At 69.3% G+C, this 25069-nt stretch carries 19 protein-coding genes; 11 read left to right on the top strand and 8 right to left on the bottom strand.

Translation table 11 applies throughout. The features are described from left to right. Positions 1 to 372 precede the first annotated feature (372 nt). Positions 373 to 3804 carry an error-prone DNA polymerase gene (locus OG876_RS30945; RefSeq protein ID WP_328520192.1) on the top strand — a complete coding sequence of 1144 codons (3432 nt, stop codon included), beginning with the start codon at positions 373 to 375 and terminating at the stop codon, positions 3802 to 3804. 14 nt (positions 3805 to 3818) lie between these two features. Here the strand turns inward: OG876_RS30945 and OG876_RS30950 are convergent, their stop codons facing one another. Further along, entirely contained in the window at positions 3819 to 4649 is an 831-nt protein-coding gene (locus OG876_RS30950; RefSeq protein WP_328520193.1) for an LLM class flavin-dependent oxidoreductase, read from the bottom strand. A gap of 60 nt (positions 4650 to 4709) precedes the next feature. On the opposite strand from OG876_RS30950, the gene OG876_RS30955 reads away from it, so the two are divergent. Further along, positions 4710 to 5150 carry an SRPBCC family protein gene (locus OG876_RS30955; protein WP_328520194.1) on the top strand — a complete coding sequence of 147 codons (441 nt, stop codon included), beginning with the start codon at positions 4710 to 4712 and terminating at the stop codon, positions 5148 to 5150. A gap of 3 nt (positions 5151 to 5153) precedes the next feature. Here the strand turns inward: OG876_RS30955 and OG876_RS30960 are convergent, their stop codons facing one another. Continuing rightward, the gene (locus tag OG876_RS30960; RefSeq protein ID WP_328520195.1) at positions 5154 to 5939 is read right to left on the bottom strand and encodes an inositol monophosphatase family protein; all 786 of its coding nucleotides are present in this window, start codon (positions 5937 to 5939) and stop codon (positions 5154 to 5156) included. A 132-nt stretch (positions 5940 to 6071) separates the two neighbouring features. Between OG876_RS30960 and OG876_RS30965 the strand changes: the two genes are divergently transcribed. Then, positions 6072 to 7043 (top strand): IS481 family transposase, encoded by a 972-nt coding sequence (locus tag OG876_RS30965; protein ID WP_328519784.1) that lies wholly within the window; start codon positions 6072 to 6074, stop codon positions 7041 to 7043. On the opposite strand, the gene OG876_RS30970 is transcribed toward OG876_RS30965, so the two are convergent. Next, on the bottom strand, positions 7040 to 7540 hold the full coding sequence (locus tag OG876_RS30970; protein WP_328520196.1) for a MarR family winged helix-turn-helix transcriptional regulator: 501 nt from the start codon (positions 7538 to 7540) through the stop codon (positions 7040 to 7042). The two genes, OG876_RS30965 and OG876_RS30970, sit on opposite strands and share 4 nt — an antisense overlap. 90 nt (positions 7541 to 7630) lie before the next feature. Here OG876_RS30970 and OG876_RS30975 point away from each other — a divergent pair, with 90 nt between their 5' ends. From OG876_RS30975 to OG876_RS30990, 4 genes are all read left to right on the top strand, one after another. Beyond that, a complete protein-coding gene (locus OG876_RS30975; protein WP_328520197.1) occupies positions 7631 to 8203 on the top strand; it encodes an NADPH-dependent F420 reductase in 573 nt (190 codons plus the stop codon). Positions 8204 to 8266: 63 nt separating this feature from the next. Further along, on the top strand, positions 8267 to 11365 hold the full coding sequence (locus OG876_RS30980) for a hypothetical protein (RefSeq protein ID WP_328520198.1): 3099 nt from the start codon (positions 8267 to 8269) through the stop codon (positions 11363 to 11365). Beyond that, positions 11365 to 13623: a hypothetical protein gene (locus OG876_RS30985; RefSeq protein ID WP_328520199.1), complete on the top strand. Its 2259-nt coding sequence runs from the start codon at positions 11365 to 11367 to the stop codon at positions 13621 to 13623. The genes OG876_RS30980 and OG876_RS30985 overlap by 1 nt, the downstream gene beginning before the upstream one ends. Positions 13624 to 13636: 13 nt before the next feature. Further along, entirely contained in the window at positions 13637 to 14641 is a 1005-nt protein-coding gene (locus tag OG876_RS30990; RefSeq protein ID WP_328520200.1) for a DUF2278 family protein, read from the top strand. 6 nt (positions 14642 to 14647) lie between these two features. Here OG876_RS30990 and OG876_RS30995 read toward each other — a convergent pair whose 3' ends face one another. Then, positions 14648 to 15277 carry a LysE family translocator gene (locus OG876_RS30995; protein ID WP_328520201.1) on the bottom strand — a complete coding sequence of 210 codons (630 nt, stop codon included), beginning with the start codon at positions 15275 to 15277 and terminating at the stop codon, positions 14648 to 14650. 94 nt (positions 15278 to 15371) lie between these two features. On the opposite strand from OG876_RS30995, the gene OG876_RS31000 reads away from it, so the two are divergent. Further along, entirely contained in the window at positions 15372 to 16505 is a 1134-nt protein-coding gene (locus OG876_RS31000) for an MFS transporter (protein ID WP_328520202.1), read from the top strand. Here the strand turns inward: OG876_RS31000 and OG876_RS31005 are convergent. Continuing rightward, positions 16474 to 17055: a TetR/AcrR family transcriptional regulator gene (locus OG876_RS31005; protein ID WP_328520203.1), complete on the bottom strand. Its 582-nt coding sequence runs from the start codon at positions 17053 to 17055 to the stop codon at positions 16474 to 16476. The two genes, OG876_RS31000 and OG876_RS31005, sit on opposite strands and share 32 nt — an antisense overlap. Positions 17056 to 17140: 85 nt before the next feature. Between OG876_RS31005 and OG876_RS31010 the strand changes: the two genes are divergently transcribed. Next, a complete protein-coding gene (locus OG876_RS31010; RefSeq protein ID WP_328520204.1) occupies positions 17141 to 18256 on the top strand; it encodes a serine hydrolase domain-containing protein in 1116 nt (371 codons plus the stop codon). Here OG876_RS31010 and OG876_RS31015 read toward each other — a convergent pair. After that, positions 18225 to 19664, bottom strand: coding sequence for an alkaline phosphatase PhoX (locus OG876_RS31015; RefSeq protein WP_328520205.1), 1440 nt, complete (start codon positions 19662 to 19664; stop codon positions 18225 to 18227). The two genes, OG876_RS31010 and OG876_RS31015, sit on opposite strands and share 32 nt — an antisense overlap. Before the next feature lie 227 nt (positions 19665 to 19891). Here OG876_RS31015 and OG876_RS31020 point away from each other — a divergent pair, with 227 nt between their 5' ends. Beyond that, positions 19892 to 20221 (top strand): hypothetical protein, encoded by a 330-nt coding sequence (locus OG876_RS31020; protein ID WP_328520206.1) that lies wholly within the window; start codon positions 19892 to 19894, stop codon positions 20219 to 20221. Here the strand turns inward: OG876_RS31020 and OG876_RS31025 are convergent. After that, the gene (locus OG876_RS31025) at positions 20200 to 20832 is read right to left on the bottom strand and encodes a hypothetical protein (RefSeq protein WP_328520207.1); all 633 of its coding nucleotides are present in this window, start codon (positions 20830 to 20832) and stop codon (positions 20200 to 20202) included. The two genes, OG876_RS31020 and OG876_RS31025, sit on opposite strands and share 22 nt — an antisense overlap. Before the next feature lie 265 nt (positions 20833 to 21097). Beyond that, positions 21098 to 22390 carry a S8 family peptidase gene (locus OG876_RS31030; protein ID WP_328520208.1) on the bottom strand — a complete coding sequence of 431 codons (1293 nt, stop codon included), beginning with the start codon at positions 22388 to 22390 and terminating at the stop codon, positions 21098 to 21100. 56 nt (positions 22391 to 22446) lie between these two features. On the opposite strand from OG876_RS31030, the gene OG876_RS31035 reads away from it, so the two are divergent. Next, positions 22447 to 25053: a CHAT domain-containing protein gene (locus OG876_RS31035; RefSeq protein ID WP_328520209.1), complete on the top strand. Its 2607-nt coding sequence runs from the start codon at positions 22447 to 22449 to the stop codon at positions 25051 to 25053. Positions 25054 to 25069: the final 16 nt, after the last annotated feature.

The following is a 25069-nucleotide window of genomic DNA, read 5'->3' on the forward strand; positions in this document are numbered from 1 at the left end:
CCGTCGTCAAGAAGCTGACCTGCAACGGTGTCTTCATGCTGAACAAGGTCCAGTACATGGTCGACGGGCGACGAGGCTTCCAGCAGGTCCTCGTCATCACCGCCGGCGACAAGATCACCGTCGCCGACCTGGAAGGCGAGATCCTCATCGAGCACACCAGGCCCGCGCCCGGAGTGACTTACGTCGGCAACGGCCGCCCCCGCGGCCCACGCCAAGACCCCTGAATCGTCACCGATGTCCTGACACATCGAATGTCACCGATGTCCTGATGCAGAACTGTCACCGATGTCCTGAGACATCACACGATGCCTGTGGACGACGCTGGCGCGAGTTCGAACATGTGTTCTAGTCTGGTGGGGAGGAGGTGCTGCGATGGGCTACAACAATCCGCCGATCAAGTGGTCGGAGCTGGAGCGGAAGCTGTCGGACCGATCCCGGCCGGGCAGCCACGGCGACCGGCCGGTGACGGCCGACGGCGGCGACAGCCCGGCGTGGTCGCAGCACCGCGGGCCGTACGTGCCGCCGAAGGCTCTCACGGTCCGGCCGGAGAACGCGGTGCCGTATGCCGAGCTGCATGTGCATTCGAACTTCTCCTTTCTCGACGGCGCCTCCCAGCCGGAGGACCTGGTCGAGGGCGCGGTCCGGCAGGGCCTGCATGCGCTGGCGCTGACCGATCACGACGGGTTCTACGGCGCGGCCCGGTTCGCCGAGGCCGCGGCGGCGTACAAGTTGCCGACGGTGTTCGGCGCGGAGCTGTCGCTCGGGCTGACCGGCCCGCAGAACGGCGTGGCCGACCCCGAGGGCAGTCACCTGCTGGTGCTGGCGGAGGGCCAGGAGGGGTACCACAAGCTCGCCGGCGCGATCACCGAGGCGCAGCTGGCCGGTGGGGAGAAAGGCAAGCCGGTCTATGACCTGGAGGAGTTGGCGGCTCTTGGTCAGGATCACTGGCTGATCCTGACCGGTTGCCGGAAGGGCCTGGTCCGGCAGGCGCTGGAAGTCGGCGGGCATGCCGACGGTCCGGCCGCCGCGGGCCGTGAGCTGGACCGGCTGACCGGGTTGTTCGGCAAGGACCGGGTGGTGGTCGAGCTGATCGACCACCACCTGCCCGCCGACACCAGCCGGAACCGGATCCTGGCCGGCCTGGCCGCCGACCGCAGCCTCCCGATAGTTGCCACGAACAACGTTCACTACGCCGCCCCGGCACAGCACCGACTGGCCGGCGCGCTGGCCGCCGTCCGGGCCCGGCGCGACCTGGACACGATGGACGGCTGGCTGCCGCCGAGCGGGATGGCGTTCCTGCGGTCGGGCGCGGAGATGACGGCCCGGTTCCGCCGGTACGACGGGGCCGTGGCGCGCTCGGTGACACTGGCCGACCAGCTGGCCTTCGACCTGGCCCGGGCGAAGCCGAAGCTGCCGTTGCGCGACGTGCCGGACGGGGAGACCCCGATGTCGTGGCTGCGGCATCTGACCTTGCAGGGCGCCGGGCTGCGGTACGGCACGCCCACCGAGCGGCCCGACGCGTACGAGCGGCTGGAGCGTGAGCTGGCCGTCATCGACGAGAAGGGCTTCCCGGGATACTTCCTGATCGTCGAGGACATCGTCCGGTTCGCGCACACCAACGGCATCCTCTGCCAGGGCCGGGGATCGGCGGCGAACTCGGCGGTCTGTTATGCGCTCGGGATCACCGCGGTGGACAGCATCCTCTACAAGCTGCCGTTCGAGCGGTTCCTCGCCACGACCCGGACCGAGGAGCCGGACATCGACGTCGACTTCGACTCCGACCGCCGCGAGGAGGTGATCCAGTACGTCTACGGCAAGTACGGCCGCCACAACGCCGCCCAGGTGGCGAACGTGATCTCCTACCGCCCGAAGTCCGCGGTCCGGGACATGGCCAAGGCGCTGGGGTATTCGGTCGGCCAGCAGGACGCGTGGTCGAAGCAGGTCGACGGGTGGAGTCCGGAGATCACCTCGACCGAGCACGACATCCCGCCGCAGGTGGTGTCGATGGCGAGCGAGCTGCTGAAGTTCCCCCGGCACCTGGGGATCCACTCCGGCGGGATGGTGCTAACCGAGCGCCCGGTGGGGGAGGTGGTGCCGATCGAGCACGCCCGGATGGAGGACCGTACGGTGCTCCAGTGGGACAAGGACGACTGTGCCTGGATGGGGCTGGTGAAGTTCGACCTGCTCGGGCTCGGCATGCTGGCCGCATTGCAGTACTGCATGGAGATGGTCCGTGAGCAGATAGGGGAGTCGTGGCTGCTGCACACGATCCCGAAGGAGGAGGCCGGGGTCTACGACCAGCTGTGCCGGGCGGATTCGGTCGGGGTGTTCCAGGTCGAGTCGCGGGCCCAGATGGCGACCCTGCCACGGCTGAAACCACGGCGGTTCTACGACCTGGTCACCGAGATCGCGCTGATCCGGCCCGGCCCGATCCAGGGTGGCGCGGTCCATCCGTACATCCGCCGCCGGACCGGGGAGGAGCCGATCACCTACCTGCACCCGAAGCTGCGGCCGGTGCTGGAGCGGACCATGGGGGTGCCGCTGTTCCAGGAGCAGCTGATGCAGATGGCGATGGCGGTCGGCGAGATCGACGGCGACGAGGCCGACCTGCTGCGCCGGGCGATGGGGTCCAAGCGCGGCATCGAGAAGATCTCGTCGCTGAAGGAGAAGCTGTACGCCGGGATGGCGCGCAACGGGATCACCGGCGACCTGGCCGACGAGATCTACGCCAAGATCGAAGCCTTCGCGAACTTCGGGTTCGCCGAGTCGCACTCGATCAGCTTCGCCCTGCTCGTCTACTCCAGCACGTGGCTGCGGCTGCACTACCCGGCCGCGTTCCTGGCGGCGCTGTTGCGGGCCCAGCCGATGGGGTTCTATTCACCGCAGTCCCTGGTCGCCGACGCCCGCCGCCACGGCGTCGAGGTACGGCGGCCACACCTGCATCTGTCCGGAGTCGACGCCGGGCTCGAGATGTTGGTGGACGGCCAGGAGCTGTCCGGGCCGACCGGGTCGCCGGAGTGCCTGAAGGATCCGCAGCCGCTGGTCGGTCCGTTCGACCCCAAGGCGCCGTACGACACCACCCTGCATCGCCGTGATGGTGCGTTCGCGGTCCGGCTCGGGCTGTCCGAGGTGCGCACGATCGGGGACAAGGGCGCGAAGCTGATCGTCGAGGAGCGGGAGCGCGGTGGGCCGTTCACCGAGATGGCCGACCTCGTCCGCCGGACCGGGATCACCGCCGCGCAGGTCGAGGCGCTCGCGACCGCGGGGGCGTTCGACTGCTTCGGGCTCGATCGGCGGCAGGCGTTGTGGGAGGCCGGCCGGGCCGCCGAGGAGCGGCCCGGGCAGCTGGCCGGGATCACCGCGGCCGGGCCGCCGCCGACGCTGCCCGGGATGAGCGACATCGAGGCCGACATGGCCGATCTGTGGTCCACCTCGATCACCACCACCAGTCACCCGATGCAGCGTGTCCGCGAGCAACTCCGCGCCGAGGGCATCCTGTCCGCGGCCCAGCTTCGCGAGGTCCCGAACGGCGCCCGAGTCCGCGTCGCCGGGGTGGTCACCCACCGGCAGCGCCCCGCCACCGCCTCCGGTGTCACCTTCATGAACCTCGAGGACGAGACCGGCATGGCCAACATCGTCATCACCGTCGGCTGCTGGCACCGCCACGCCGCCGTCGCCCGCAACGCCGGCGCCCTCATCATCCGCGGCCGCGTCGAACGCGCCGGCGAAGTCACCAACCTCTCCGCCGACCACCTCCAACGCCTCCCCCTAGCCGCCCCCACCCAATCCCGCGACTTCCGCTAGCCGCCGCTCCTGGCTTAGGTCCTGCCGTTCGCTCCTGTGGGTGGGCCGGCGGCTAGGCGGGTGTGGACGTCTCGCATGCGGGTGGGGGAGTGGTGGGGCATTTCCCAGCGGGTTTCGAGCCACCAGGTGGCGCCTGCGTCTGACCAGGGTTTGACGAGGGCTGAGGCGGCGGCCGGGTCGTCGGCTGGGGTCTCGCCCTCGGCGATCACGTCGAGGTCGGGGGAGCCGCCCTCGGCGGTCAGCCACGCGCGGAGCCTGCGGAGCTCGTCAGGTGTGTCCTGGCCCGGCGAGTACTGCGGCAGTACGCCGTCGCAGCGCAGGACGCGCCGCATCGACTTCGGTCGCGGCCAGGCGCCGACCACCCAGATCGGGATCCGTTCCTGCACCGGCCGACCCACCTGCGCGAGATCGTCGCGGGCGCACTCGTAGTCGTAGTGGTTGCCGTGATAGCTGGACCGTCCGGCCCACAGCTCACGGATCAGGTCGATGCCCTCGTCCATCATCGCCGCCCGGGTCCGTAGCTCCAGCTCCTCACCGGTGAGCGGCAGATCCGTCTCGATCGCACCGACCCCGACCGCCAAGGTCGCCCGGCCGGACGAGAGCTGATCCAGCGTCACGACCTGGCTGGCGACCTTCCACGGCCGCCGCCACGGCAGCGGTGTCAGCATCGTCCCGAGCCGGATCCGCTCCGTCCGGGCGGCGATCGCCGACAGCAGCCCCCACGCGTCAACGCCGTACGCCGCCTCCCAAACGAACACGCCGTCCCAGCCGGCCTGCTCGGCGAGGACCGCCTGCGCGAGCTGCTCGACCGCCGTCCCACCCGGAAGAATCACGCCGTACCTCATCCCTCCTTCTTACCCGCCTCGACCGACAGAACGGCGTACGGTCGGCTGAGAGGAGGTGCGATGACTGTCGACGTGCTGACCGAGATCGTGATCGATCGGCCGGTGCGTGTCGTCGCGGAGTACGTCGCGGATCCGACCCATGCGCCGAAGTGGTACACGAACATCGAGTCGGTCCGGTGGCGGACCCGGCCGCCGGTCGTGGTCGGGTCGCAGCTGGACTTCGTCGCGCACTTCCTGGGGCGCAGGCTCGCCTACACCTACGAGATCACCGAGCTGATTCCGTACCAGCGGCTGGTGATGCGGACCGCGCAGGGGCCGTTCCCGATGGAGACCAGCTACGAGTGGTCACCCGTGGTCGGTGCCGCTACGCGGATGACACTGCGCAACCATGGCGAGCCCTCGGGATTCGCCGGCGTCGCCGCGCCGATCATGGCGGCCGCGATGCGCCGCGCCAACACCAAGGACCTCGCCCGACTCAAGTCCCTCCTCGAATCCCCCTGACCCTCAGCCGGCGGTCACGTGTGGCGTGACGAGCTCCAACAGCCGCTGGTGGGCTTCGGGGGTGGCGGCGGCGATGAGGCCAGGGCCGGTGTGGAGGGGATCGCCGTGGAAGTCGGTGACGGTGCCGCCGGCCGCCCGGCAGAGGATGATGCCGGCGGAGTAGTGGACGCTGTCGCAAAGCGAGCCGTCGGTGATGTAGCCGGCCTGCCGGCCGACGGCGACCCACGCGAGGGCAAGAGTCGTCGAGAAGACGCGGAGCGCGAAGGCCTCGCGGAGCTTCTCGTCGGTCAGCAGCTGCGCGCCGAGGAAGTGCGCGCCGGTCGATGCGTCGATGTCGATGTCGACCATGCGCGAGATCGCGGAGGGTACGGCCGGGGTGTCGACACCGTCACGGCGGATGAAGACCGCGGTCCCGTCGGTCCAGAAGATCTCACCGCTGAGGGGTTGAGCGACCGCGGCGACGTCCCCGGCCGGGCTTCGCAGCGCGACGTTCACCGAGAACATCGGGTTCTGCGCGGCGAAGTTGAGGGTGCCGCAGAGCGGATCCACCAGCCAGGTGCGCTCCGCCTGACCACTGGCGCCGTACTCCTCACCGATCACGGCGTCGTCGGGACGATCGGCGCGGATGACCCCGAGAATGGCCCGCTCCGCCTCGAGATCAGCCTCGGTGGCGAAGTCCGTCGAGGACTTGGCATACCGCTCCAGCGCACCCCCGAACTTCTCCCGCACCACATCCGCCCCCGCCGCAGCCGCCTTGATCGCCACCTCGGCATCACCCAGTTCGCTCATGAAGCCATCCAACACGCTGCCGGCTAGCTGTAGTGACCATGAGGGTTGTTGACGGCGTGGCTGCTTGAGATGTGGAGGGACCTCCGGCTGGGTGTGAGTTGCTGACGCCCACACCGCACAACCGGAGGTCTCGTGTTCCACCGTAATGCCCGGCTGACTTTGTATGGCCGCAGGTTGCTGATCGAGCGTGTTGTGGTCCAGGGCCGTCCGGTGGCTCATGTGGTAAAGGAGCTCGGGTGTTCGCGGGCCACCGGTTACAAGTGGCTGACCCGGTGGCGAACCGAGGGTGATGCAGGTCTGCGAGACCGGCCCAGCACGGCGTACCGGTTGCCCCACAAGACACCGCACGAGGTGGAGCAGCGAATCTGCCGGCTACGCGTCGAACGCAAACTCGGACCCCGCCGGCTGGCGCCCTTGCTCGGCGTCCCAGCCTCGACCGTGCACGCGGTCTTGACCAGGCACGGCCTGCACCGGCTCGCCTGGCTGGACCGGCCCACCGGCGAACGCATTCGCCGCTACGAACGCGACACTCCCGGCGAACTCCTGCATGTGGATGTGAAGAAGCTTGGCCGACTCCGCGACGGCGGCGGCTGGCGGGTCCTGGGCCACGACAGTCCCGAACACCGCCGGGCCCGCAACGCCCCACGGGTCGGGTTCGACTACGTGCACTGCGCCGTCGACGACCACACCCGCATCGCCTACGCCGAAATCCACCCAGACGAGAAGACCACCACCTGCGCCGGCTTCCTGCACCGCGCCGCAGAATACTTCGCCGACCTCGGCATCACCCGGATCGAACGCGTGATGACCGACAACGCCCTGGCCTACCGCCGCGGCCGCGCCTGGCAGCAAGCCCTGGCCGACCTCGGCGCCCAGGCCCGCTTCACCCGCCGCTACCGACCCCAAACCAATGGCAAAGCAGAACGCTTCAACCGCACCCTGCTCGACGAATGGGCCTACGCCCAGCCCTACATCAGCAACCAGCACCGCGCCGAGGCCCTACCCACCTGGCTCCACACCTACAACCACCACCGCAACCACACCTCACTCGGCGGCCAACCACCCATCACCCGCGTCAACAACCCTGCTGGTCATTACAGCTAGCGGTCGTAGCGCTGGTACAGCTCGGTCAGGGTGCCCTTCGGGTCGAGCGTGGTGAGGATGGCGTCGGTGATCTTGGTGAGTTGGGTGAGCTGGGCGGGGGTGAGGGCATCGATGACGTGTTCGCGGACGGTGGCGACATGGCCTGGTGCGGTCGCGCGGATCTTCTTCCAGCCGGCCGGAGTGAGGCGGGCGTTGGTGGCGCGGGCGTCCTCGGGGCAGGGGAAGCGCTCGATCAGGCCACGGTCCTCCAGGCGCTTCACGACATGGGACAGCCGGGGGAGCGTCGCGTTCGTCAGCTGTGCCAGCGCGGTCATCCGCAGGGTGCGCTTCGGTGCCTCCGAGAGCATCGCCATCGCGTAGTACTCGAAGTGCGTCAGCTCGGCGTCCCGGCGCAGCTGGGCGTCCAGCGCGCCAGGCAGGAGCTCGAGTACGGCGGCCAGCCGCACCCAGGCCGCCCGTTGGGCATCGTCGAGCCACTCTGTCCCGGACGTCGTCATGGAACCAGTCTGGCAGCAAAAGGTTGTAGCTACAACTGTCGTGCGCTACGGTGATGGTTGAAGGTACAACTATTCGACTGAGGAGAAGTCATGACACACGTCAGCATCATCGGTACCGGGAACATGGGTCAGGCGATCGCCGCCGTCGCGGCCAACGGTGGCAACAGCGTCGAGCTGTTCGGCTCCGCGGACCAGGACCGGCCGATCACCGGCGACGTCGTCGTGCTCGCGGTGCCGTATCCGGCGCTCCAGCAGGTGCTCGCCGAGCGCGCCGATCAGCTGGCCGGCAAGGTCGTGGTCGACATCACGAACCCGCTGAACTTCGAGACCTTCGACTCCCTGGTCGTCCCGGCGGACGGTTCGGCCGCCGCCGAGCTCGCCGCGAAGCTGCCCGACGCCAAGGTCCTCAAGGCCTTCAACACCACCTTCGCCGCGACCGTCGCGTCCGGGCAGGCGGGTGACGTGCAGACCACGGTCCTGATCGCCGGTGACGACGCCGACGCGAAGGCTCTGCTGTCCGGGATCGTCGCCGCGGGCGGTCTGCGCGCCGTCGACGCCGGTTCCCTGACGCGCGCCCGCGAACTCGAGGCGCTGGGCTTCCTGCAGTTGACGCTGGCCGTCGGCGAGAAGGTCTCCTGGGCGGGCGGCTTCAGCCTGGTCTGAGCACCAAGTCATCCGACGTCTGGACCGGCTGTATCACTGCGGACGGGCGGGTCTCCTAAAGTCATGGAGAATCTCTTTCGCTTGATGCTCCTGCGGCCGGCGGTGAGCCAGGACCCGGAGCAGCCGTCGATCGAGCTCGATCAGGAGTCCGCGTACCAGGACGCCCTGCGAGCTACGGTCGCGGCCGGGGGTGGGCGGCAGGGTGTGGAAGCCGCGTCGGCTGAGTTCGCCGCGTCGGCCGATTTCGTCCAAGGCCTCGGTGACACGCCGCTCGGACAGCGGCTCGACGAGCTCGCGGACGGTGTCGACGCGCTCGAGGCCATGGGTGCGGTGTCGTGGGCGGAGATCGCCAACGCGATCGAGGACGTGTTCGGCAGCTCCGCGGCCGACATCGTCGACAGCGACCCGTACCAGGAGACCGCACGGCGGCTACGGGACAGCCTGATCGCGATCAAGGTGTTGCAGCAGCTGCACAGCCGGCCGATCGAGCGGCTGACCCGGCAGCTGCGCACCGCCGAACTGATCGCGGACGTCGCCGCCGGCGACACGCCCGGTGAGACCGCCCGTCGCCGGCGCCGTTCGTTGCGACTGCCGGTCGAACTCGAGCTGAAGTCCCGGCTGTCGACGCGCGATGCCCAACAAGAGCTGGACAAGCAGCGGCAGAAGCTCGTCGACGACCGCCGCAAGCGCGTCGACGAGTTGCTGGCCGAACACGAGGCGTTGCGCGGCGCGGTCGCCGAGCTGGCCGGCCTCGAATCCATTCACTTCCGGGCCACCGAGATCGTTGCCAGCGACCACACCACCGTGCCGGACGTGACCGTCCTGACGAATGCGGTAAGCAGCGCGGCGACGTACACCCAGGTGCTCCGGGCACAGCACTTGAAGGGCCAACTGGCCCGTGAGGGAGAAGAGGGGGGCGAGCCTGATGAGAGAGCTGGGGCGCTGCAGATCAGCACGCCGTACGCCGAACTCGCGCAGACTCTCGTGGCAGCACCGGATGTGGTGCTGTCCGCTCGCGCGGGGTTCACACCGGTCGCACTCGCCGAGCTTGGGTTCGTGCTCAAGCCGACCGCTGCCGACCGGTTGTCGCAGTCGACGCAGACCGTCCTGAAACAGCGCGGCATCGATCTCGGCACGACACCGCTGGACAAGATCACCCAACGACTGCAGGCGGATCTGGCCACGACTGTGGGCGAGCTCGAGCTCGTCGCCGGGCATCCGGAGAAGCGTTCGTTCGTCCGCTTCGGCGACGCGCTGATCTCGGTGAGCACTCCGGTCACGACCGGGTGGGGTGTACTCGGGACCGGCGGGGTCCTCGGCTTCCCGTCGTTGCCGATGACCGGGAGTGTGCCGCAGACCAAGGGCGTGGTGGCACCGGCCGGCATCGCCGATCTGCTGCTGGTCAAGCAGCAACTGACCGGCTACGAGGCCGTCGACGTCGCGCACATCGAGAACGTGCTCAGGGGTGAGCTCAAGTCGCGCGAGCACACTCGCCGCGAGGAGACCGAGACCATCACGCTCGTCGAGACCGAGACGACGACGACCGACGAGCACGAGCTGGAGACGACCGATCGCTTCGAGATGACCCGGGAGGCGAGCGAGACGATCAAGGAGGACGTCGCGCTCAAGGCCGGACTGAGCATCTCCGGCAGCTACGGCCCGACCGTCGAGTTCGCGGCCAGCGCCGAGGGTTCGTTCAGCCGTTCCAAGGAGGAGGCGACCAAGTCGGCGACGACGTTCTCTCAAGACGTGACCGAGCGGACCTCGCGCAAGATCGCGGCGCGGGTGCTGCAGCGGACGACGACCCGGGTGCTGACCGAGACCATCGAGAAGAACGTCCACACGCTCGACAACACGGCCGGCACCGGGCACATCTCCGGCGTCTATCAATGGGTGAACAAGGTCTACCAGGCGCAGATGTTCAACTACGGCTTGCGGATGATGTTCGACTTCATGATCCCCGAGCCGGCCGCGTTCCTGATCGCGGCGATGAACCAGGCGAACAACAGCGCGCTGACGCTGACCAAGCCGCCGGACTTCACGTTGACCCCGGCCCAGCTGACCGAGAGCAACTACTCGTACTGGGTCAAGGTCTGCGGGGCCACCGACGTCGCGCCGCCGCCGGAGCTCTTCCGCACCAAGTCCGCCGACTTCAAGGCCGGTGGCGGCGACAGCAAGACCAACTACAACCAGTCGGCGCAGATCACCATCGACGACGGCTACCGCGCGGTGTTCGGCAGCGTCGGCATGGTCTGCAACATCTGGGAGCCCGATTTCAGCGTGGACGTCGTCCTCGGCCGCCGGACCCAGCGGATGGGCAACGGTCAATGGCTGTTCACGACGCCGTTGGACGACGAGCGGGACTCGATCCCGCTCGCGATCGACACCTTCCATGTCTCGCAGGTCGCCTGCGCGATCGAGGTGAAGTGCCAGCGCACCGACCGGGCGCTGGACAAGTGGCGGCTCGAGACCTACGCGAAGCTGCTCGCCGCGCACAACGCGCAGGTCTCGGACTACGAGGAGAAGCTGGCGCAGCTCAAACTGCAGGCCGGTGTGGCGATCCGCGGCCGCAACCCCGGGACGAACCAGATCACGATCCGCCGGGAGCTGGAGAAGAACTGTCTGAGCATCCTCACCGACCAGCATTTCGACCTGTTCGACGCGGTCGTCGACTCACCGGTCAACGGTCTGCCGCAGATCGACGTACCCGAGGCGGCCGCCGAAGGTGCGTACGTGCGCTTCTTCGAGCAGGCCTTCGAGTGGGAGCACATGACCTGGGTGACGTACCCGTACTTCTGGGGCAGCAAGGACCAGTGGGACGAACGGCTCGGGTACGACGATCCCGATCCGGCGTTCGTGGACTTCCTGCAGGCCGGGTACTGCCGGACGACGGTGCCCGCGCGGCCGGGCTTCGAGGGCGCGATCGACCACTTCCTCACCTTCGGCGAGATCTGGAACGGTGGCCCGCTGCCGACCATCTCCAGCCCGCTCTACCTTCCGATCGCGGATGAGCTGGCCGAGCGGCTCGACCGCCCCGGCGACGAGGTGCCGCAAGGTCCGCCGTGGACCGTCCGCGTTCCGACCAACCTGGTCAAGCTCCGCGCCGACGACGCGCTGCCGGTCTGGGAACAGAACGAGGACGGCGACTGGGTCGAGGTCTGATGGGCGACATCTCGAGGCACCGGGACATCTTCCTGTTCACCAGGGAGACCGTCCCGGCCGCCCTGCTCGACGGTGTCCGGCTGACCGCCGGCGATCTGACCTATCTCGAGCTCGGCAACTACCTGACCGACGTGTCGCAGTTCCGCGACCCGGTCACGTACATCTTCGCCAAGCAACGGATCTGGCGTGACTTCGTCATCCCGCAGGCGCAGGACAAGACCCAGTTGCTCCGCGGCCTGTCGGCCCTCGGTGCCGGGGCCGCGCTGGCGGCATCGCAGTACCTGAAGAACCTGACGTCCGGTACGGCGGCCGACGTGATCGAGGGAGCCGGGATCGGGGTGGCCGCGATCGGCGGGATCCTGGCTCTTCTCCCCTCGGACACGTACGCCGCCCTGAGCGGTGCCGACACGTGGATCGACACCCTGCTGGGTACGCCGATCGAGCGCACACCCGGCGTGGTCGCACGAGATGAGAAGCACTACGGCTACCTGGGTGAGTTCTTCCGGCTGTTCATCGAAGGGGCCACGCACTTCCTGTTCGCCCAGGACGTGCAACGGCGGTCCGGCGGCGCGTGGGGCACGATCGAACCGATCCCCGCGAACCGGGTCGCCGAGGTGTACGGCGAGTTCTTCACGCAGTACTACCCGCATGAGCACACCGACCAGCCGCCGTACGTGTGGGACGCGAGCAAGCGGCCCTCGAAGCCGCTCTACCAGCCGAGCCGTCGGCAGGCGAACCTGAAGGACGGCGACGTCGGGGTGATGAACGCGGTCGACGCCCACTACGTTGCGTACCTCGCCGAAGGGCTGGCCGGGGTCGAGGACGACTGGCGGGCGCTGAAGCGCGAGGACAAGGCCGGTCGGCAGCGGTTGCTGGTGCGTCTCGGCAAACTGCTGCACGGCGTGGAGGACTGGTTCTTCCACTCGAACGTGGTCGAGTTGCTGGAGCTGCGTGGTTTCCGGCCGGCCCAGCTCGACGGTGAGAGCGACGAGGACTTCCTCAAGCGGTTCGTCACCGACGTCGCCAAGCACCGCCCCGAGTTCGTCGCCGCGGACGCGACCGAGCGGATCCGCCTGCAGCGCAAGCTCTACCGGCGGCTACGGTATCCGGCGTACGACGCGGGCACCAAGACGCAGAGCGCCGGGCGCGTGAGCACCAGCCGGATGTCCACGCCGAGTTTGCGTCATGCCTATCCGGCGTTCCCATCGGCGCAGGACACCGCGCACACGCTGCTGCATGCGCTGGAGAATCTCGAACACAAGGTGACCGGTGAGCCCGGCGAACTGCCGCCCGCGATCAAGGACGCGCTCGAGCAGCGTGGCCTGGAATCCCTTGGAATACTGGCCAAACCGGTCGTCGTCGCGCGCTCCGGGCACCAGCTCCGGGACTGGGTGCCGTTGATCCTGACGCTGCTCAGCGAGGACGAGCGACGACGGCTGGCCGCCAACGTTGCGCCCGAGCATTGGCCGTTGGCCCCAGGAGCGGCGAAGCCGGAGCGGAAGAACAAGGAGACCGAGGTCGACCTGCAGCTCAAACGGCACGCCGCCGCTCTCGAACCCCGGAAGCGAGACGACGGCCGGACCGAGAGCAACTACGATCAGTTCGTCCGCTACCTGGCCGAACGCGGTCACCTGAACGAGCGCGGCCGCCACGCATTGCTGGCCGCCTTCGCGATCGACCATAAGGCCGAGCAACTCCCGACCGAGGCGCCCGGTGCCGGCGGGTTCCTGATGCGCTTCGCGGTCCAGGATCTGCAGGTGCTGCTCGACGAAGGCGACGCCGCGACCGCGGCACTGAACAAGACGGCCGACTCGGTGTTCGGTCAGGCCTCCGACAACGGCGCGTTCAACGAGATCGTCGGTTCGCACTCGCTGATGTCGAAGGACACGCTGACGTCGGTGCCGTTCTTCGAGGACGCGCGAGTACTCGCGAGCGTCGCCTCGTCGACCGTGTGCACGATCATCCTGCAGCAGATCGCCGTACCGAAGGCCGATCGGCGGTTGGCGTGGGATGAGGTGCTGCATCACCTCATCCGGTTCCCGCCGTCGAACGGTGGGTGGGAGCGCCGGGCCCTGGCCATGTACGCCGCGAACCAGAAGATCCCGCGGTACGCCGACCTGACCGAGTTCGCCCGGCTCGTCGAAGGGGCGATGCGGCCGGTGGTCAAGGCGCCGAAGCCGGCGCAGTCCAAGCGCGAGGACATGGAAGAGCGTTACCGCCGGCTCGAGAGCGAGCTGGCGAACTATCGGTACCCGTGATGGAGGAGGCACCATGCCGTTGACGTCGTACGGCGTACTGGTCGGCCGAGCGGTCGACGCACGCCGGGAAGGTGGGTCGGACACGCCGCACTACCAGGTCCGGATGGAGGATCCGGACGGGGTGAGCTACCGGATCGCGGTGAACGTGAAGTCGCAGGAGTACCCGTCGGAGTTGCTCTACCGGGTCGACGAGGACTTCCGGCATCCGGTCACCGCGCAACTGTCCGGTCTCGCGCCGGGGTGGCACCGGCTCGACGCGGGGCCGGCCGGGGTGAACCTGGACTACGTGCGGCAGACGCTGTTCGATCGCACGCTGCTGCGACCGCTGCCCGCCGATGTGGCGGGACCGGGCAACGATCTGGCCGATCTGCTCGACGACCAGGTGCAGCGGGCGATCCGGGAGCCGGCCGCGATCGTGTACGCGTTCGGCGAGCGGTGGGGGCCGGACGACGGCGTACCGGACAAGATCTTCGGCTTCGAACCCGGCAACGGAGTGCACGACATCCACATGAACCAGGGGAATGTCGGCACGTTCCGCAAGGACGACGGGGTCTGGCAGGACGGAGCGGTGATCATCGCGCTGCCGGATCAGCAGCGCTGGGTGGGCATCTTCCTGGCGTTCCAGAGCCAGTCGTGGCACACCGACGACAAGACCGGTCACACCCTGGTCGACGGGCCGATCGAGGAGTTCGGGGCCGAGGCGGTCCGGATCGTCGCCGCGCTGATCAACCCGGTCGGTCCCGCGCCGGAAGCCGAGACGGTCACGCTGCTGAACGCCTCACCCGATCCGGTCGACCTCACCGGCTGGCATCTGGTCGATCGCGCGCTGCACGTCGGCCCGGTCCCGGCCGGCGTCCTCGATCCCGGCGCGACGCTCCTCGTGCACCTGCCGCCGACCGTCCAGCTGGGCAACAAGGGCGGCGAGATCACCCTGCTCGACAACGCCGGTCTCAAGGTCCACGGCGTCGCCTACACCGCGAGCCAAGCCGAGGCTTCCGGCTGGACGGTCGTCTTCTGACCCCGGTCAGCGCAGCAGGGCCAGGCGGACGCCGAGCCCGATGAAGATGCCGCCGGTGGCGGTGTCGATGGTGCGTCGCGCCGTACGGCGGGAGCGCAGCCAGTGGCCGATCCGCCCGGCCAGCAAACCGACCGTGCCGTCGACCAGGAACTCGAGGACGATCAGGATCGCGCCGAGGACGGCGAACTGGAGCCAGACCTGGCCGCGGTGGGGGTCCACGAACTGCGGCAGGAACGCGATGGTGAACGTCACCATCTTCGGGTTCAGCAGGTTCGTCGTCAGGCCGGTCAGATACGCCTTCCGGCCGGACATCGTGGCGTCTGTCGACGGCTCGTCGATCGCGGCGTTGCGGCGCCGGATCAGCTGAACACCCAGGTAGATCAGATAGGCCGCGCCGACGATCCGCACCGCGGTAAAGGCCACCGGTACCGCGTGGAACAGCGCAGCGAGCCCGGCCGCCGCCACCGCCACATGCACGGCCTCGCTCGTCGCGACGCCGGCAGTCGCGAGCAGCCCGGCCCGAGGGCCGCTGCGCATCCCGCAGCCAAGGATGAACAGCATGTCCGGCCCGGGCGTGATCATCGCGATCGTCGTCGTCAGCAGGAACGCGAGCAACAGGTGCTGGTCGATCGGCATATCCCGAGTCTCGTACCCGGCACCGACAGCGCCGGCCGTCGTCTCATGGGCACCCGGCGTAGCCGAGATAAGAACGATCGGTATTATCTCGGCCATGGGTGTTCCGGTCCGGCGGTTGTGGGTCGCGGTGCTGTGTGGGTACCTCGCGTTCGGTGCGACGTTGCAGGCGTTGCCGTCGTACGTGCCGGAGAAGTTCGGCGGAGGTGCGCTGGCGAGTGGGACCGCGGTGGGCATCGCGTTCCTGGCCACGGCGTGTGGCCGGCCGTTCGCGGGCTGGCTGGCGGACGCCGGCTGGTCTCGTCCCGTCGTCCTGGCCGGGGGAGTGCTGACCGCTGTTGGTGGCCTTGGGCAACTGATTGCGCCTGAGCTGGTCGTGCTGCTCGCTGCGCGGCTGGTGATGGGCGCCGGGGAGGCGGCGCTGTTCTCGGGCGCGTTGCCGTGGGTGCTGGCCGGGGCGCCGGTCGCGCAGCGTGGGCGGCTGGCGGGCTGGTTCGGACTCTCGATGTGGGGCGGGCTGGCCGGTGGCCCGGTGATCGCCACGCTGGTGGGGGACCGGGTCTGGTGGACGGTCGTGGGACTCGCGGTGTTGTCGACAATCCTGGTGTGGACAACCCGCGCTGATCGCGGCCGGATCGAGCCGCTGGTCCGGATCCGCCGGGTCCGCGAGCTGCTGCCGGCCGGCGTACCGTTGCCAGGAGCAACCGTCGGGCTGGCGGCGTACTGCTACGGCACGGTCGCGGCGTTGCTGGTCCTGCGCCTGCGCGCCGACCGCATCGCGATCGACAAGGTCGCGCTCGCGGTCTTCGCGGCGGCATTCCTGGTGGTGCGGTTCGCGGGCAGCCCAGTGGTCGATCGGTACGGCGGTCGCGCGGTCGCGGCGTCGACCATCCTGATCGAGATCGTCGCCCTGGTGGGGATCGCGGTCGCGCGCGGCCCGGTGAGTGCGGTGGTGTTCATCGCGCTGGCCGGATTCGGGCTGTCGTTGGTCTATCCGGCCTGTGTGTCGATGACCCTCGATCGGGTGCGGGGATTGCGTCCCGGGCTGTCGATGGGAGTCATGACGTCGTTCTGGGATCTCGGTGTGATGGTGGCAGGCCCGGTGGGTGGTCTGGTCGCGGAGTGGCTCGGGTTCCCGGCGGCGTTCTTCCTCGCGGCTGGATCCGCGGCGGCGTGTGTGCTCGTGTGCCTGGCGTTCCTCAGGCCGCGTCGAGCAGTGTCTCGACGATGACGCGGGCCTCCGCGCCGAGACCCGGGTCCCGATCAACGGCGCTGATCAGGGTCGCGCCTTCCAGCACGATGACCAGCTGGCGGGCCGTGGTCTCGGGATCGCGCGCACCGGCCTCGGTGAGCAGTCGGCGGAACAGGTCGCGGTAGAAGGCGAGGTGGTCCTGGGCAAGTCGCCGCGGCGCGCCGTCCTGGCCGCGGTCCTCGGTGGCCGCGTTCATCATCGCGCAGCCGCGGAACCCGCCTTCGGCGTACCAGCTCGCGATCAGGTCGAAGACGGCCAGGATCTTCTCCCGGCCGGTGCCGGCCTGTTCGACCGCGTGGTTCTGCCATGCGCGGACCCGGCGGGTGCGGTCGGTCAGCACTGCCTCGACCAGACCGTCCTTGGAGCCGAAGTTCTTGTAGACGGTGAGTTTCGACGCGCCGGCCGCCTCGACGATCTCGTTGATCCCGGCCGCGTGGATGCCGCGGCGGGTGAACACCTCCGCCGCCGCCTTGAGGATCCGCGCCTTCGTGGCCTCGGGATCCAGTCGCTGTCCGGCCTTGACCGGCATGCCGCACCACCTCCTGCCGACCAGAATACCGATCGGTGTTATCTCCGGCTGGCGCTAGATAAGAACGATCGGTACTATCGGCCGCATGATCAATGGCTGGACAGCGGCAGGATTCGAAGATGTGGCCGGGGTGTTCGAGCGGAACTTCGCCGACCGCGGCGAGCTGGGCGCGGCCTTCGCGGCGTACCAGCACGGGCAGTTGGTGGTCGACCTGTGGGGCGGGACGGCCGACCGCGAGACCGGCCGGGCCTGGGATCGCGACACGATCCAGCTGATGTTCTCCGGGACGAAGGGCCTCGCGTCCGCAGGCGTCCTGCTGCTGGTGCAACGCGGTCAGGTGACGCTCGACGATCCGCTCAGCCGCTACTGGCCGGCGTTCGCTGCCGAGGGCAAGGAAGCCATCACGATCGCCGAGGTGCTGTCCCACCAGGCCCGCCTGCCCTGGGTCGAGGCCGGGTACGCCGATCTCCTCGACCACGACGTGATGAGCGCGCACCTGGCCGCGCAGGCGCCGGCGGCGGATCCGCGGGCCGCGTTCATGTACCACGCGATCACGTGGGGCTGGCTGGTCGACGAGCTGGTACGACGCGTGGACGGCCGGACCGTGAGCCGGTTCTTCGCCGAGGAATTCGCCGTACCGCTCGGGTTGGAGGTGTGGATCGGGCTGCCGGAGGAGCTGCAGTGGCGGGCGGCCACGATGGTCGCGCCGGAAGGTGTCCTCGTCGACGGACCGTGGACGGAGCTGAATCGGCCCAATCCGCTGTGGGTGCCGGGTGCGGAGAAGATCTGGAACAGCGTCGAGTACGCCGGTGCCGGCCTGGCCGCGGTCGGTGGTTTCGCTACGGCTCGTGGGATGGCGCGGTTCTACGCGTCACTCCTCGGCGAGGTGGACGGCGTGCGCGTCCTGACACCGGAGACGGTCGAGCTCGGGCGCCGGGAGATCCGGCGCGGGATCGAGCCGACGTGGGGGAGTGAGATCGTCTACGGCGCGGGCTTCGAGCTCCAGACGCCGGACGCCCGGCTCGGCGCCCCCGCCGACACCTTCGGCCACGCCGGAGCGGGCGGCTCCCGGCACGGCGCGTGGCCGAGCCGGGAGACCGCCTACTCCTATCTGATGAACGAGGTGCGCGTCGGTCCCGACGACCGTTCGCTCACCTTGCTGTCGGCACTCAGCCGAGGTAGTCGCGCCACGGCCCGGTGATCGCGAGCGTGATGCCGGGCGTCTGGATGTTGACGAACAGCACCTTGCCGTCGGCGGAGAACGTCGGGCCGGTGAACTCGGAGTCGTTCAGCATGTTCCGGGCGATCGCGTACGTCGGGCCGCCCGGGGTCGCGCTGAGCACGTGGCTGGCGGCGTTGCCGTCCTCGGCGAGGATCAGCGAACCCCACGGGGTGACGGTGACGTTGTCCGGGCCGTCGAAGTTGAGGTCCTGGTACTTCGAGTCCAGCGAGAGCGCGGCGGCGTTCTCCGGGAAGTAGGTGACCAGCTGGATGGTCCGGGCGTCGTAGTTGTAGAACCAGACCATCCCGTCGTGCGGTACGGCGTCGGCCGGCAGGTCGGCGGTGCCGCTCTCGGCGAACGAGTTCACGACGTACACGCCCTCGCGGGTGCCGTAGACGCCCTCGAACTTCTTGCCGCGGGTGATCTGGCCGTCGGTGAACTGCTTGCGGACCGACACCGTGGCGCCGTCGCGGTCCGGCACCGGCACCCAAGTGACCCGGAACGGCCGGAGCAGCTGGGCCGAGGTCAGGTACGCGACGTCCGGGATCGGCTTGCCGTCGTCGCCGAGGATGGCCAGCGCCTCGAGGGTGCCGAAGTCCTTGTCCTGCAGGTCCTTCCAGCTGCCCGAGCTGAGCTTGTAGCCGCGCGGCGCGGACCAGCGGTAGAAGGTGCCGTTCGGGCCGGAGGCGTCCTCGGACAGGTAGATGTGGGTGCGGTCCTCGTCGATCGCGAGCGCCTCGTGGGCGTAGCGGCCGAGGGCCTTCAGCGGCACCGGGTGCGCGGTCTTGCCGTCGGCCCAGACCTCGAAGACGTAGCCGTGGTCCTTCAGCCGGGTGGTCCCGTTGGCCTTGTTCTCGGTCTCCTCACACGTCATCCAGGTGCCCCACGGCGTCGGGCCGCCGGCGCAGTTGGTGATGGTGCCGGAGATGCCGACCCACTCGCCGAGGTTGTTGCCGTCGCGGTCCACCGAGATGACCGTGCAGCCACCGGCCGAGCCGACGCCGGAGTCGTAGACGGTGCCCTCGACCTGCGGTACGCCGAGCGGGTCGTTGGCGCCGATCTCGTGGTTCTGGATCAGCGTGTAGGTGTTGTGCCGGCTGCCGTTGAAGACCGCGGTGCCGTCGTGCAGCGCCGGCGTCGGCTGGCCGCTCGTCAGCTTGGTCTGGCCGGCCCGGGTGACGATCCGGTACTTGAACCCCGGGGGCAGCGCGAGGACACCCTTCGGGTCGTCCAGCAGCGGCGGGAACGGGCGGTGCTCCGGGAACGGCCCGTGGTGTGACGAGGGGGCGGCTTCGGCGAGGGACGGTACGGCGCCGACGGTGGCGAAACCGACCCCTGCGCCGGCGGCGGCGGCACCCCGTAGGACGGAACGTCGTGCAACTGACATGGCTTGCTCCTTGATGCGTGATGTGAGCGTGATCCTGCCGTCGGCGGACTGACTCCCGGCAAACACCACCTGAACAACAGGGCATGCAACGAACAGCTTCGGTACGGCGTCTACTGTGGGAGGTGATCATGATGCACAGAGTGAGCGTAATCACGGCAGCTGCCGCCGCAACCGTCCTGTTGGTTGCGTGCGGCAACGAATCGCAGGGAGCAGGAGGGGGACCGTCGATGACGCCCAGCAGTGCGCAGACGCCCGGGCCGACGCCGCCACCGACGGATCCGCCGACACTGCCGGCGGATCCGGTCGAGCAGGCGAAGGCCGCACTGGCAAGCCACCTCGGCGTCGATCCGGCCCGGGTGACCGTGGTCAGCTCGGACGAGGTCACCTGGCGCGACGGCAGCCTCGGCTGCCCGGAGCCGGGCATGCGCTACACCCAGGCCTTGATCCCCGGCACTCGCACCATCCTCGAGGTGGCCGGGAAGCGGTACCAGTACCACTCCGGCGGCCACCGCGCCCCGTTCCTCTGCGAGAACCCTCAGCCCCCCGTGGGCGGCTGAGGGTCGATCGGCTCGGTGCTCGTCGGCCCGCCGAGGATCGGCCGGAGCCGTCGCAGGGCCTGGTTGGTGAACAGACCGGCCAACGCCCCCATGGTGACCAGGACCGTCACGCCCGCGGTCGACGTGGTGTCGTCGCCGATGCTGATCAGCCCGGTGTTGACCGCGACCACCACCACAGCGCCCAGCAATCCGGCCCACACCGGGAACAGCACGTACCACCACACCTGACCGTTCCGGAGCCGGTCGTAGCGCGCGTACTGCGCGAACGCCAGCCCCTGCTGGACGACGCTGCCGACCGCACCGGCCGCCGCGCCGACGATGAGCAGGCTCATGTTCAGCGTGAGCGGGATGTCCAGCCCCCACCAGCGCAGCGACCGCGTCGCGACCGTGCCGACCGGCGCCGCCTCCTGCGCGGCGACCAGCCGCTCGGCCAGTCCGTACGACGCGACCAGCCAGACGAAGGCGATCAGTCCTTCGAGCGCGTTCACCGTTCCGGTCAGTCGCCGTAGCGCCGGTGTCATCGGGGACGTGGCGGTTTTGTCGCGCCGTCGCGCCTTGGCCGGCTTGGTGGGCCGGACGGTGTCCGCGGTCTGCGCGGACGTCAGATCCATGGTGGCCACTGTGATCTCCCCCGAGAAGTTGCTTCTTACTGAGCGGAGTCGCGAGCACCGGCTCCAGATACGGCCGGAAATTTCCGGAAAGGGATGTATCAGCAGGGTGCGTCCCTGACTCCGCACAAATGTGGGGGGAAGCCTTCGAGTTGTTCCAGGGGGGAGCACAACCGGGGGCGCTGCAGGGGGAGGGCTGACGCGGTGCGGGAGGAAATCCGGTGGTCAGGCCGGCTGTCCGCACCGCGTCAGTGCAGTTTTCCAGCTGTCAGCCGAGTGAGGCCAGTGCGTCGCCGGCGCGCAGTACGCCGCCGACGCCGGGCTCCGGCTGAGTCATCGCGAAGGCCAGCAACGCGTCAGCGGCCTGCTTGGCGTTCTCACCCGTCACCGACATCCGTCCCGCGATCAGAGCGGCGACCAGCGGTGTCGCGAACGACGTACCGCTCCAGCGGGCCATCCCGGTGAAGTCGCGCAACTGGCCCGCGTTCGGCGGCTCGGTGCACTCGTAGGTGCCGGTCAGGTAGGCGTTGACCAGGTCCACGCCCGGGGCATAGACGTCGACCCAGCCACCGAAGTTGCTGAACGACGCGCGATCCCGCCCGTTGACCGCCAGCGCTCCGACGCCCACGGCCTCGGGGAACGCGGCCGGCCAGAAGTAGTCCCGGGTGCCTTCGTTCCCGGCCGCGGCGACCAGGGCCAGGCCGTTGACGCGATTCAGCCGGGTCTGGATGAACACGTCCAGACCAAGGGCCGGCAGATCGAAGCGCGTCCGCGTGCCGGCCGACAAACTGATGATGTCCGGCGCCAGATCGAGCACCTCGTCGAGGGCCTGGGCCAGATCGAACTCCCACATCGCGCCCGCGGCGGTGAAATAGCTCTTCACCACGATCTCGACATTGCGCGCGATCGCCCGCATCACACCGGCGATGAAGGTGCCGTGACCCGCGTACGGGCGGATCCGCCCGGCTCCGTCGAACGCGTTCTCCGGATCGCCGGTCACCCCGTTCAGCCAGTACGCCCCCGGCGCGTCGGACCAGCCGACGTCCAGGACGACGACCTTCACGCCACGCCCGTCCGCCGCGCCGGCGGACAGGAACGGCGTCGGCAGCACCGGGTCCGGCGGAATGCCGGGCGGCACCTCCTCGGGCTCGGTGGCCGGACACGGACTGACGCTCGGACACACGTAGAACAAGTGCTCCGGCGTGACCACGCCGCGGCCGAGTCGCAGATCGGCGTACTTGATGAACCGCAAGGTGATCGAGGCGTCCTCCGGCGCGTCCGGTGGCAGCTTGTCCGGCAGTTGAAGCCGGGTGACGCCACCGATGCCGCCCTCGGCCGCCGTGCCGCCGCCGAAGAGTTCGACCACGCGGGTGAGGTCTTCGTCGCGCACCAGGACGGTCCCGGCGCGGCACAGATAGTCGACGCCGTCCGGTTGTTTCTCCCAGTCCGCCGGATGGACCTCGACCTCGCGGCCGAATGCTTCGAGAATCAACCTGATCTGGGCGACGTACTTTCGCTCGTACGTTTGACTTCCCCCGTTGCCGTTCCCATCCTGGGCCATTTCCTGCCTTCCCCCTGAATCGATGAAATGGTGCAACCGGCCGTTATCATTTCAGAGTGCCGACGGCCGGGGGGAGTGTTGAGACGGCGGTTGCACCGGAATCTCTGCTGCCGCTGGCACTGTCACGCCCCCACGACGCGATCGCGGCGGCGCGATCCCTGCTGTCCGATGATCCGTCGGTTGCGGTCGCATCCGTGGCCCACCAGGCCGCCGGCATCGGTTGGCGGCAGCTCGGCGACATCCCCACGGCGATCCGCGAGCTTCGGATCGCGTTGCGGCTCGCCGAGCGATCCGGTCTGCCCGATCGCGAGGCGGACGTGCTGGCCACGCTGGGCGCGACCCTGGGCCGGGCCGGCCGGAGCCGGGAGGCGTTGACCAACCTCGACCGGGCCGTCGTCCTCAGCCGGGGTGCGCTGAGTGGGCGCGTGTTGTTGCGGCGGGCCGACGTACTGCTCGTCCTGGGCCGGCATCGCGAGGCCTTGGACGATCTGCGGTCGGCGATCACGCGCTTGCGTCGCTCCGGCGATCAGGTCTGGGAGGCACGGTCGCGGAACTACCGCGGCTTCATCCAGCTGGCGCTGGGCGGGACCAAGCGAGCGGACGCGGACTTCGCGGTCGCCGAGCGCCTGTACGCCGCCACCGGCCAGGAGTTCGAGTACGCCGAGGCCCGCCAGAACCGGGGACTGGTCGCGTTCTCCCGGGGCGACCTGCCGGCGGCGCTGAGGTATCTGGACGAAGCCGGACGGCGGTTCGCGGCGGTCGGCGTCGCGTGGCCCGATCTCGCCATCGACCGGTGCGGCGTACTGCTCGCGGCCGGTCTCAGCACCGAAGCGCTGGCCGAGATGGATCAGGCGATCCTGCAGATGGAAGCCGAAGGCGGTACGGCGACGAAGCGCGGCGAGCTGTGGTTCGCGGCGGCGACCGCTGCGCTCGCGACCGGTGACCTGGATGCGGCGCGGGAGCGAGCCGATCGGGCTCGGCGGCTGTTCTCCGCGCAAGGCCGCGAGTGGTGGTCGGTGCGCTCGTCGATGGTTCAGCTCGAGGCTCGCTACCAGTCAGGGGAGACCGGTCCTCGATTGCAGCGCCGGGTGAATGAAGTGGCCCGCCGCCTCGATGCGTTCGGTGCCTCGGAGGCGTCAGCCGCACATCTGCTGGCGGGTCGGCTCGCGCTGGCCGAGGGACGTGCGCGGATCGCGGATCATCAGCTGGAGTTGGCCGCGCGACGTAGTAAGGATGCGCCGCCACTCGCTCGCAGCGCGGCCTGGCTCGGCAAGGCGTTGCGCTCCGAGGCTCGCGCCGATGTCCGCGGCATGCTGACCGCTTGTGCGCGCGGCCTCGACGCCCTGGACGAGCATCGGCTGACGATGGGTGCCACCGAGCTGCGCGCGCTGGCGACCGGTCATGGTGCGGAGTTGGCGGAGTTGGCGTTGCGCGACGCGTTGCGGCGCGACGATGCGAGAAGCCTGCTGGTCTGGGGCGAACGGTGGCGAGCCACGGCGCTCACGGTTCCGCCGGTGCGACCGCCGGATGACGAGCACTTGATCGGCGACCTCGCCGCCTTGCGCGACGTCGTACGGCGGCTGGATCTCGAGGGACGCACAGTCACGTTGGACCGCGAGCGGCGACGGCTCGAGAAGGCTGTTCGCGAGCGGACTCACCGGGCGCACGGCCAGCCGTTGCGTGGGTCCACGGCCCGCTTCGATCTCGACGAGCTGGTCGGGGCATTGGGCGAGACGGTGCTGGTCGAGTTGATCGAGGTCGACGACGTACTCCATGCCGTCGTGGTCCGGGACGGCAAGGTCAGCCGGCACACCGTCGGGCCGGTGTCCACGGCGGCGGTCGAGGTCGACCGTTCGCGGTTCCGGTTGCGTTGGCTGGCGCACGGCCGGTCGCAGCGTGGTCCCTCGCTCGACGTGCTCGGCTCCCGGCTCGGCGATGCGATCCTCGGGTCCGCGCAGGAGTTGCTCGGTGACCGGCCGGCGGTGATGGTGCCGCCGGGCCGGCTCCAGGCGGTGCCGTGGGGACTGTTGCCATCGCTGGCCGATCGTCCGGTCAACGTGGTCCCTTCGGCCGCGACGTGGTTGCGGGCGCGCCGGCTGCGGCCGCCGTCAGATCGGCGCGTGGTGCTGGTGCTCGGCCCTGGGCTCTCGGCGGGCAAGGCCGAGGTGATGCGGCTGGCCGAGTGCTATCCGGACGCGACAGTGCTGGCGAACGGCGATGCCACCGCGGAGAAGGTGTTGCGCGCGCTCGACGGAGCGTGGATCGCGCACATCGCCGCACACGGAACGTTCCGGTCGGACAGCCCGCTGTTCTCGTCACTGCGGCTGGATGACGGGCCGTTGACCGTGTACGACTTCGAGCGGCTGCGGCGGGCGCCGTACCGGCTGGTGTTGTCCAGTTGCGATTCCGGACTGGCGAAGCCGGTGGGCGCCGATGAGCTGCTGGGGCTGAGCAGCAGTCTGATTCCGTTGGGAGCGGCCGGCATTCTGGCGAGCGTCGTACCGGTGAACGATCCGGCGACCGTGCCGTTGATGAGCGCGCTGCACGACAACCTGCAGGCCGGTCAGTCGCTCGCCGCCGCGTTCGCCGCGGCCCGGACCGCCGACGCCGACGACCCGGTGGCCGTCGCCGCCGCGCGATCGTTCGTCGCACTCGGGGCCTGAGCATCATGTATCAACG

Origin of the sequence: Kribbella sp. NBC_00359, from assembly GCF_036097425.1 — a bacterium.
Lineage (GTDB): Bacteria > Actinomycetota > Actinomycetes > Propionibacteriales > Kribbellaceae > Kribbella.

Bases quoted from the DNA above. Each gene is read 5' to 3' on its own strand.
- OG876_RS30990 (WP_328520200.1), top strand. From the start codon at position 13,637: ATGCCGTTGACGTCGTACGGCGTACTGGTCGGCCGAGCGGTCGACGCA.
- OG876_RS30960 (WP_328520195.1), bottom strand. From the start codon at position 5,939: ATGAGCGAACTGGGTGATGCCGAGGTGGCGATCAAGGCGGCTGCGGCG.
- OG876_RS31030 (WP_328520208.1), bottom strand. From the start codon at position 22,390: ATGGCCCAGGATGGGAACGGCAACGGGGGAAGTCAAACGTACGAGCGA.
- OG876_RS30980 (WP_328520198.1), top strand. From the start codon at position 8,267: ATGGAGAATCTCTTTCGCTTGATGCTCCTGCGGCCGGCGGTGAGCCAG.
- OG876_RS31015 (WP_328520205.1), bottom strand. From the start codon at position 19,664: ATGTCAGTTGCACGACGTTCCGTCCTACGGGGTGCCGCCGCCGCCGGC.
- OG876_RS30995 (WP_328520201.1), bottom strand. From the start codon at position 15,277: ATGCCGATCGACCAGCACCTGTTGCTCGCGTTCCTGCTGACGACGACG.
- OG876_RS31000 (WP_328520202.1), top strand. From the start codon at position 15,372: ATGGGTGTTCCGGTCCGGCGGTTGTGGGTCGCGGTGCTGTGTGGGTAC.
- OG876_RS31025 (WP_328520207.1), bottom strand. From the start codon at position 20,832: ATGGATCTGACGTCCGCGCAGACCGCGGACACCGTCCGGCCCACCAAG.
- OG876_RS30985 (WP_328520199.1), top strand. From the start codon at position 11,365: ATGGGCGACATCTCGAGGCACCGGGACATCTTCCTGTTCACCAGGGAG.
- OG876_RS30975 (WP_328520197.1), top strand. From the start codon at position 7,631: ATGACACACGTCAGCATCATCGGTACCGGGAACATGGGTCAGGCGATC.
- OG876_RS31020 (WP_328520206.1), top strand. From the start codon at position 19,892: ATGACGCCCAGCAGTGCGCAGACGCCCGGGCCGACGCCGCCACCGACG.
- OG876_RS31005 (WP_328520203.1), bottom strand. From the start codon at position 17,055: ATGCCGGTCAAGGCCGGACAGCGACTGGATCCCGAGGCCACGAAGGCG.
- OG876_RS31010 (WP_328520204.1), top strand. From the start codon at position 17,141: ATGATCAATGGCTGGACAGCGGCAGGATTCGAAGATGTGGCCGGGGTG.
- OG876_RS30955 (WP_328520194.1), top strand. From the start codon at position 4,710: ATGACTGTCGACGTGCTGACCGAGATCGTGATCGATCGGCCGGTGCGT.
- OG876_RS30970 (WP_328520196.1), bottom strand. From the start codon at position 7,540: ATGACGACGTCCGGGACAGAGTGGCTCGACGATGCCCAACGGGCGGCC.
- OG876_RS30950 (WP_328520193.1), bottom strand. From the start codon at position 4,649: ATGAGGTACGGCGTGATTCTTCCGGGTGGGACGGCGGTCGAGCAGCTC.
- OG876_RS30945 (WP_328520192.1), top strand. From the start codon at position 373: ATGGGCTACAACAATCCGCCGATCAAGTGGTCGGAGCTGGAGCGGAAG.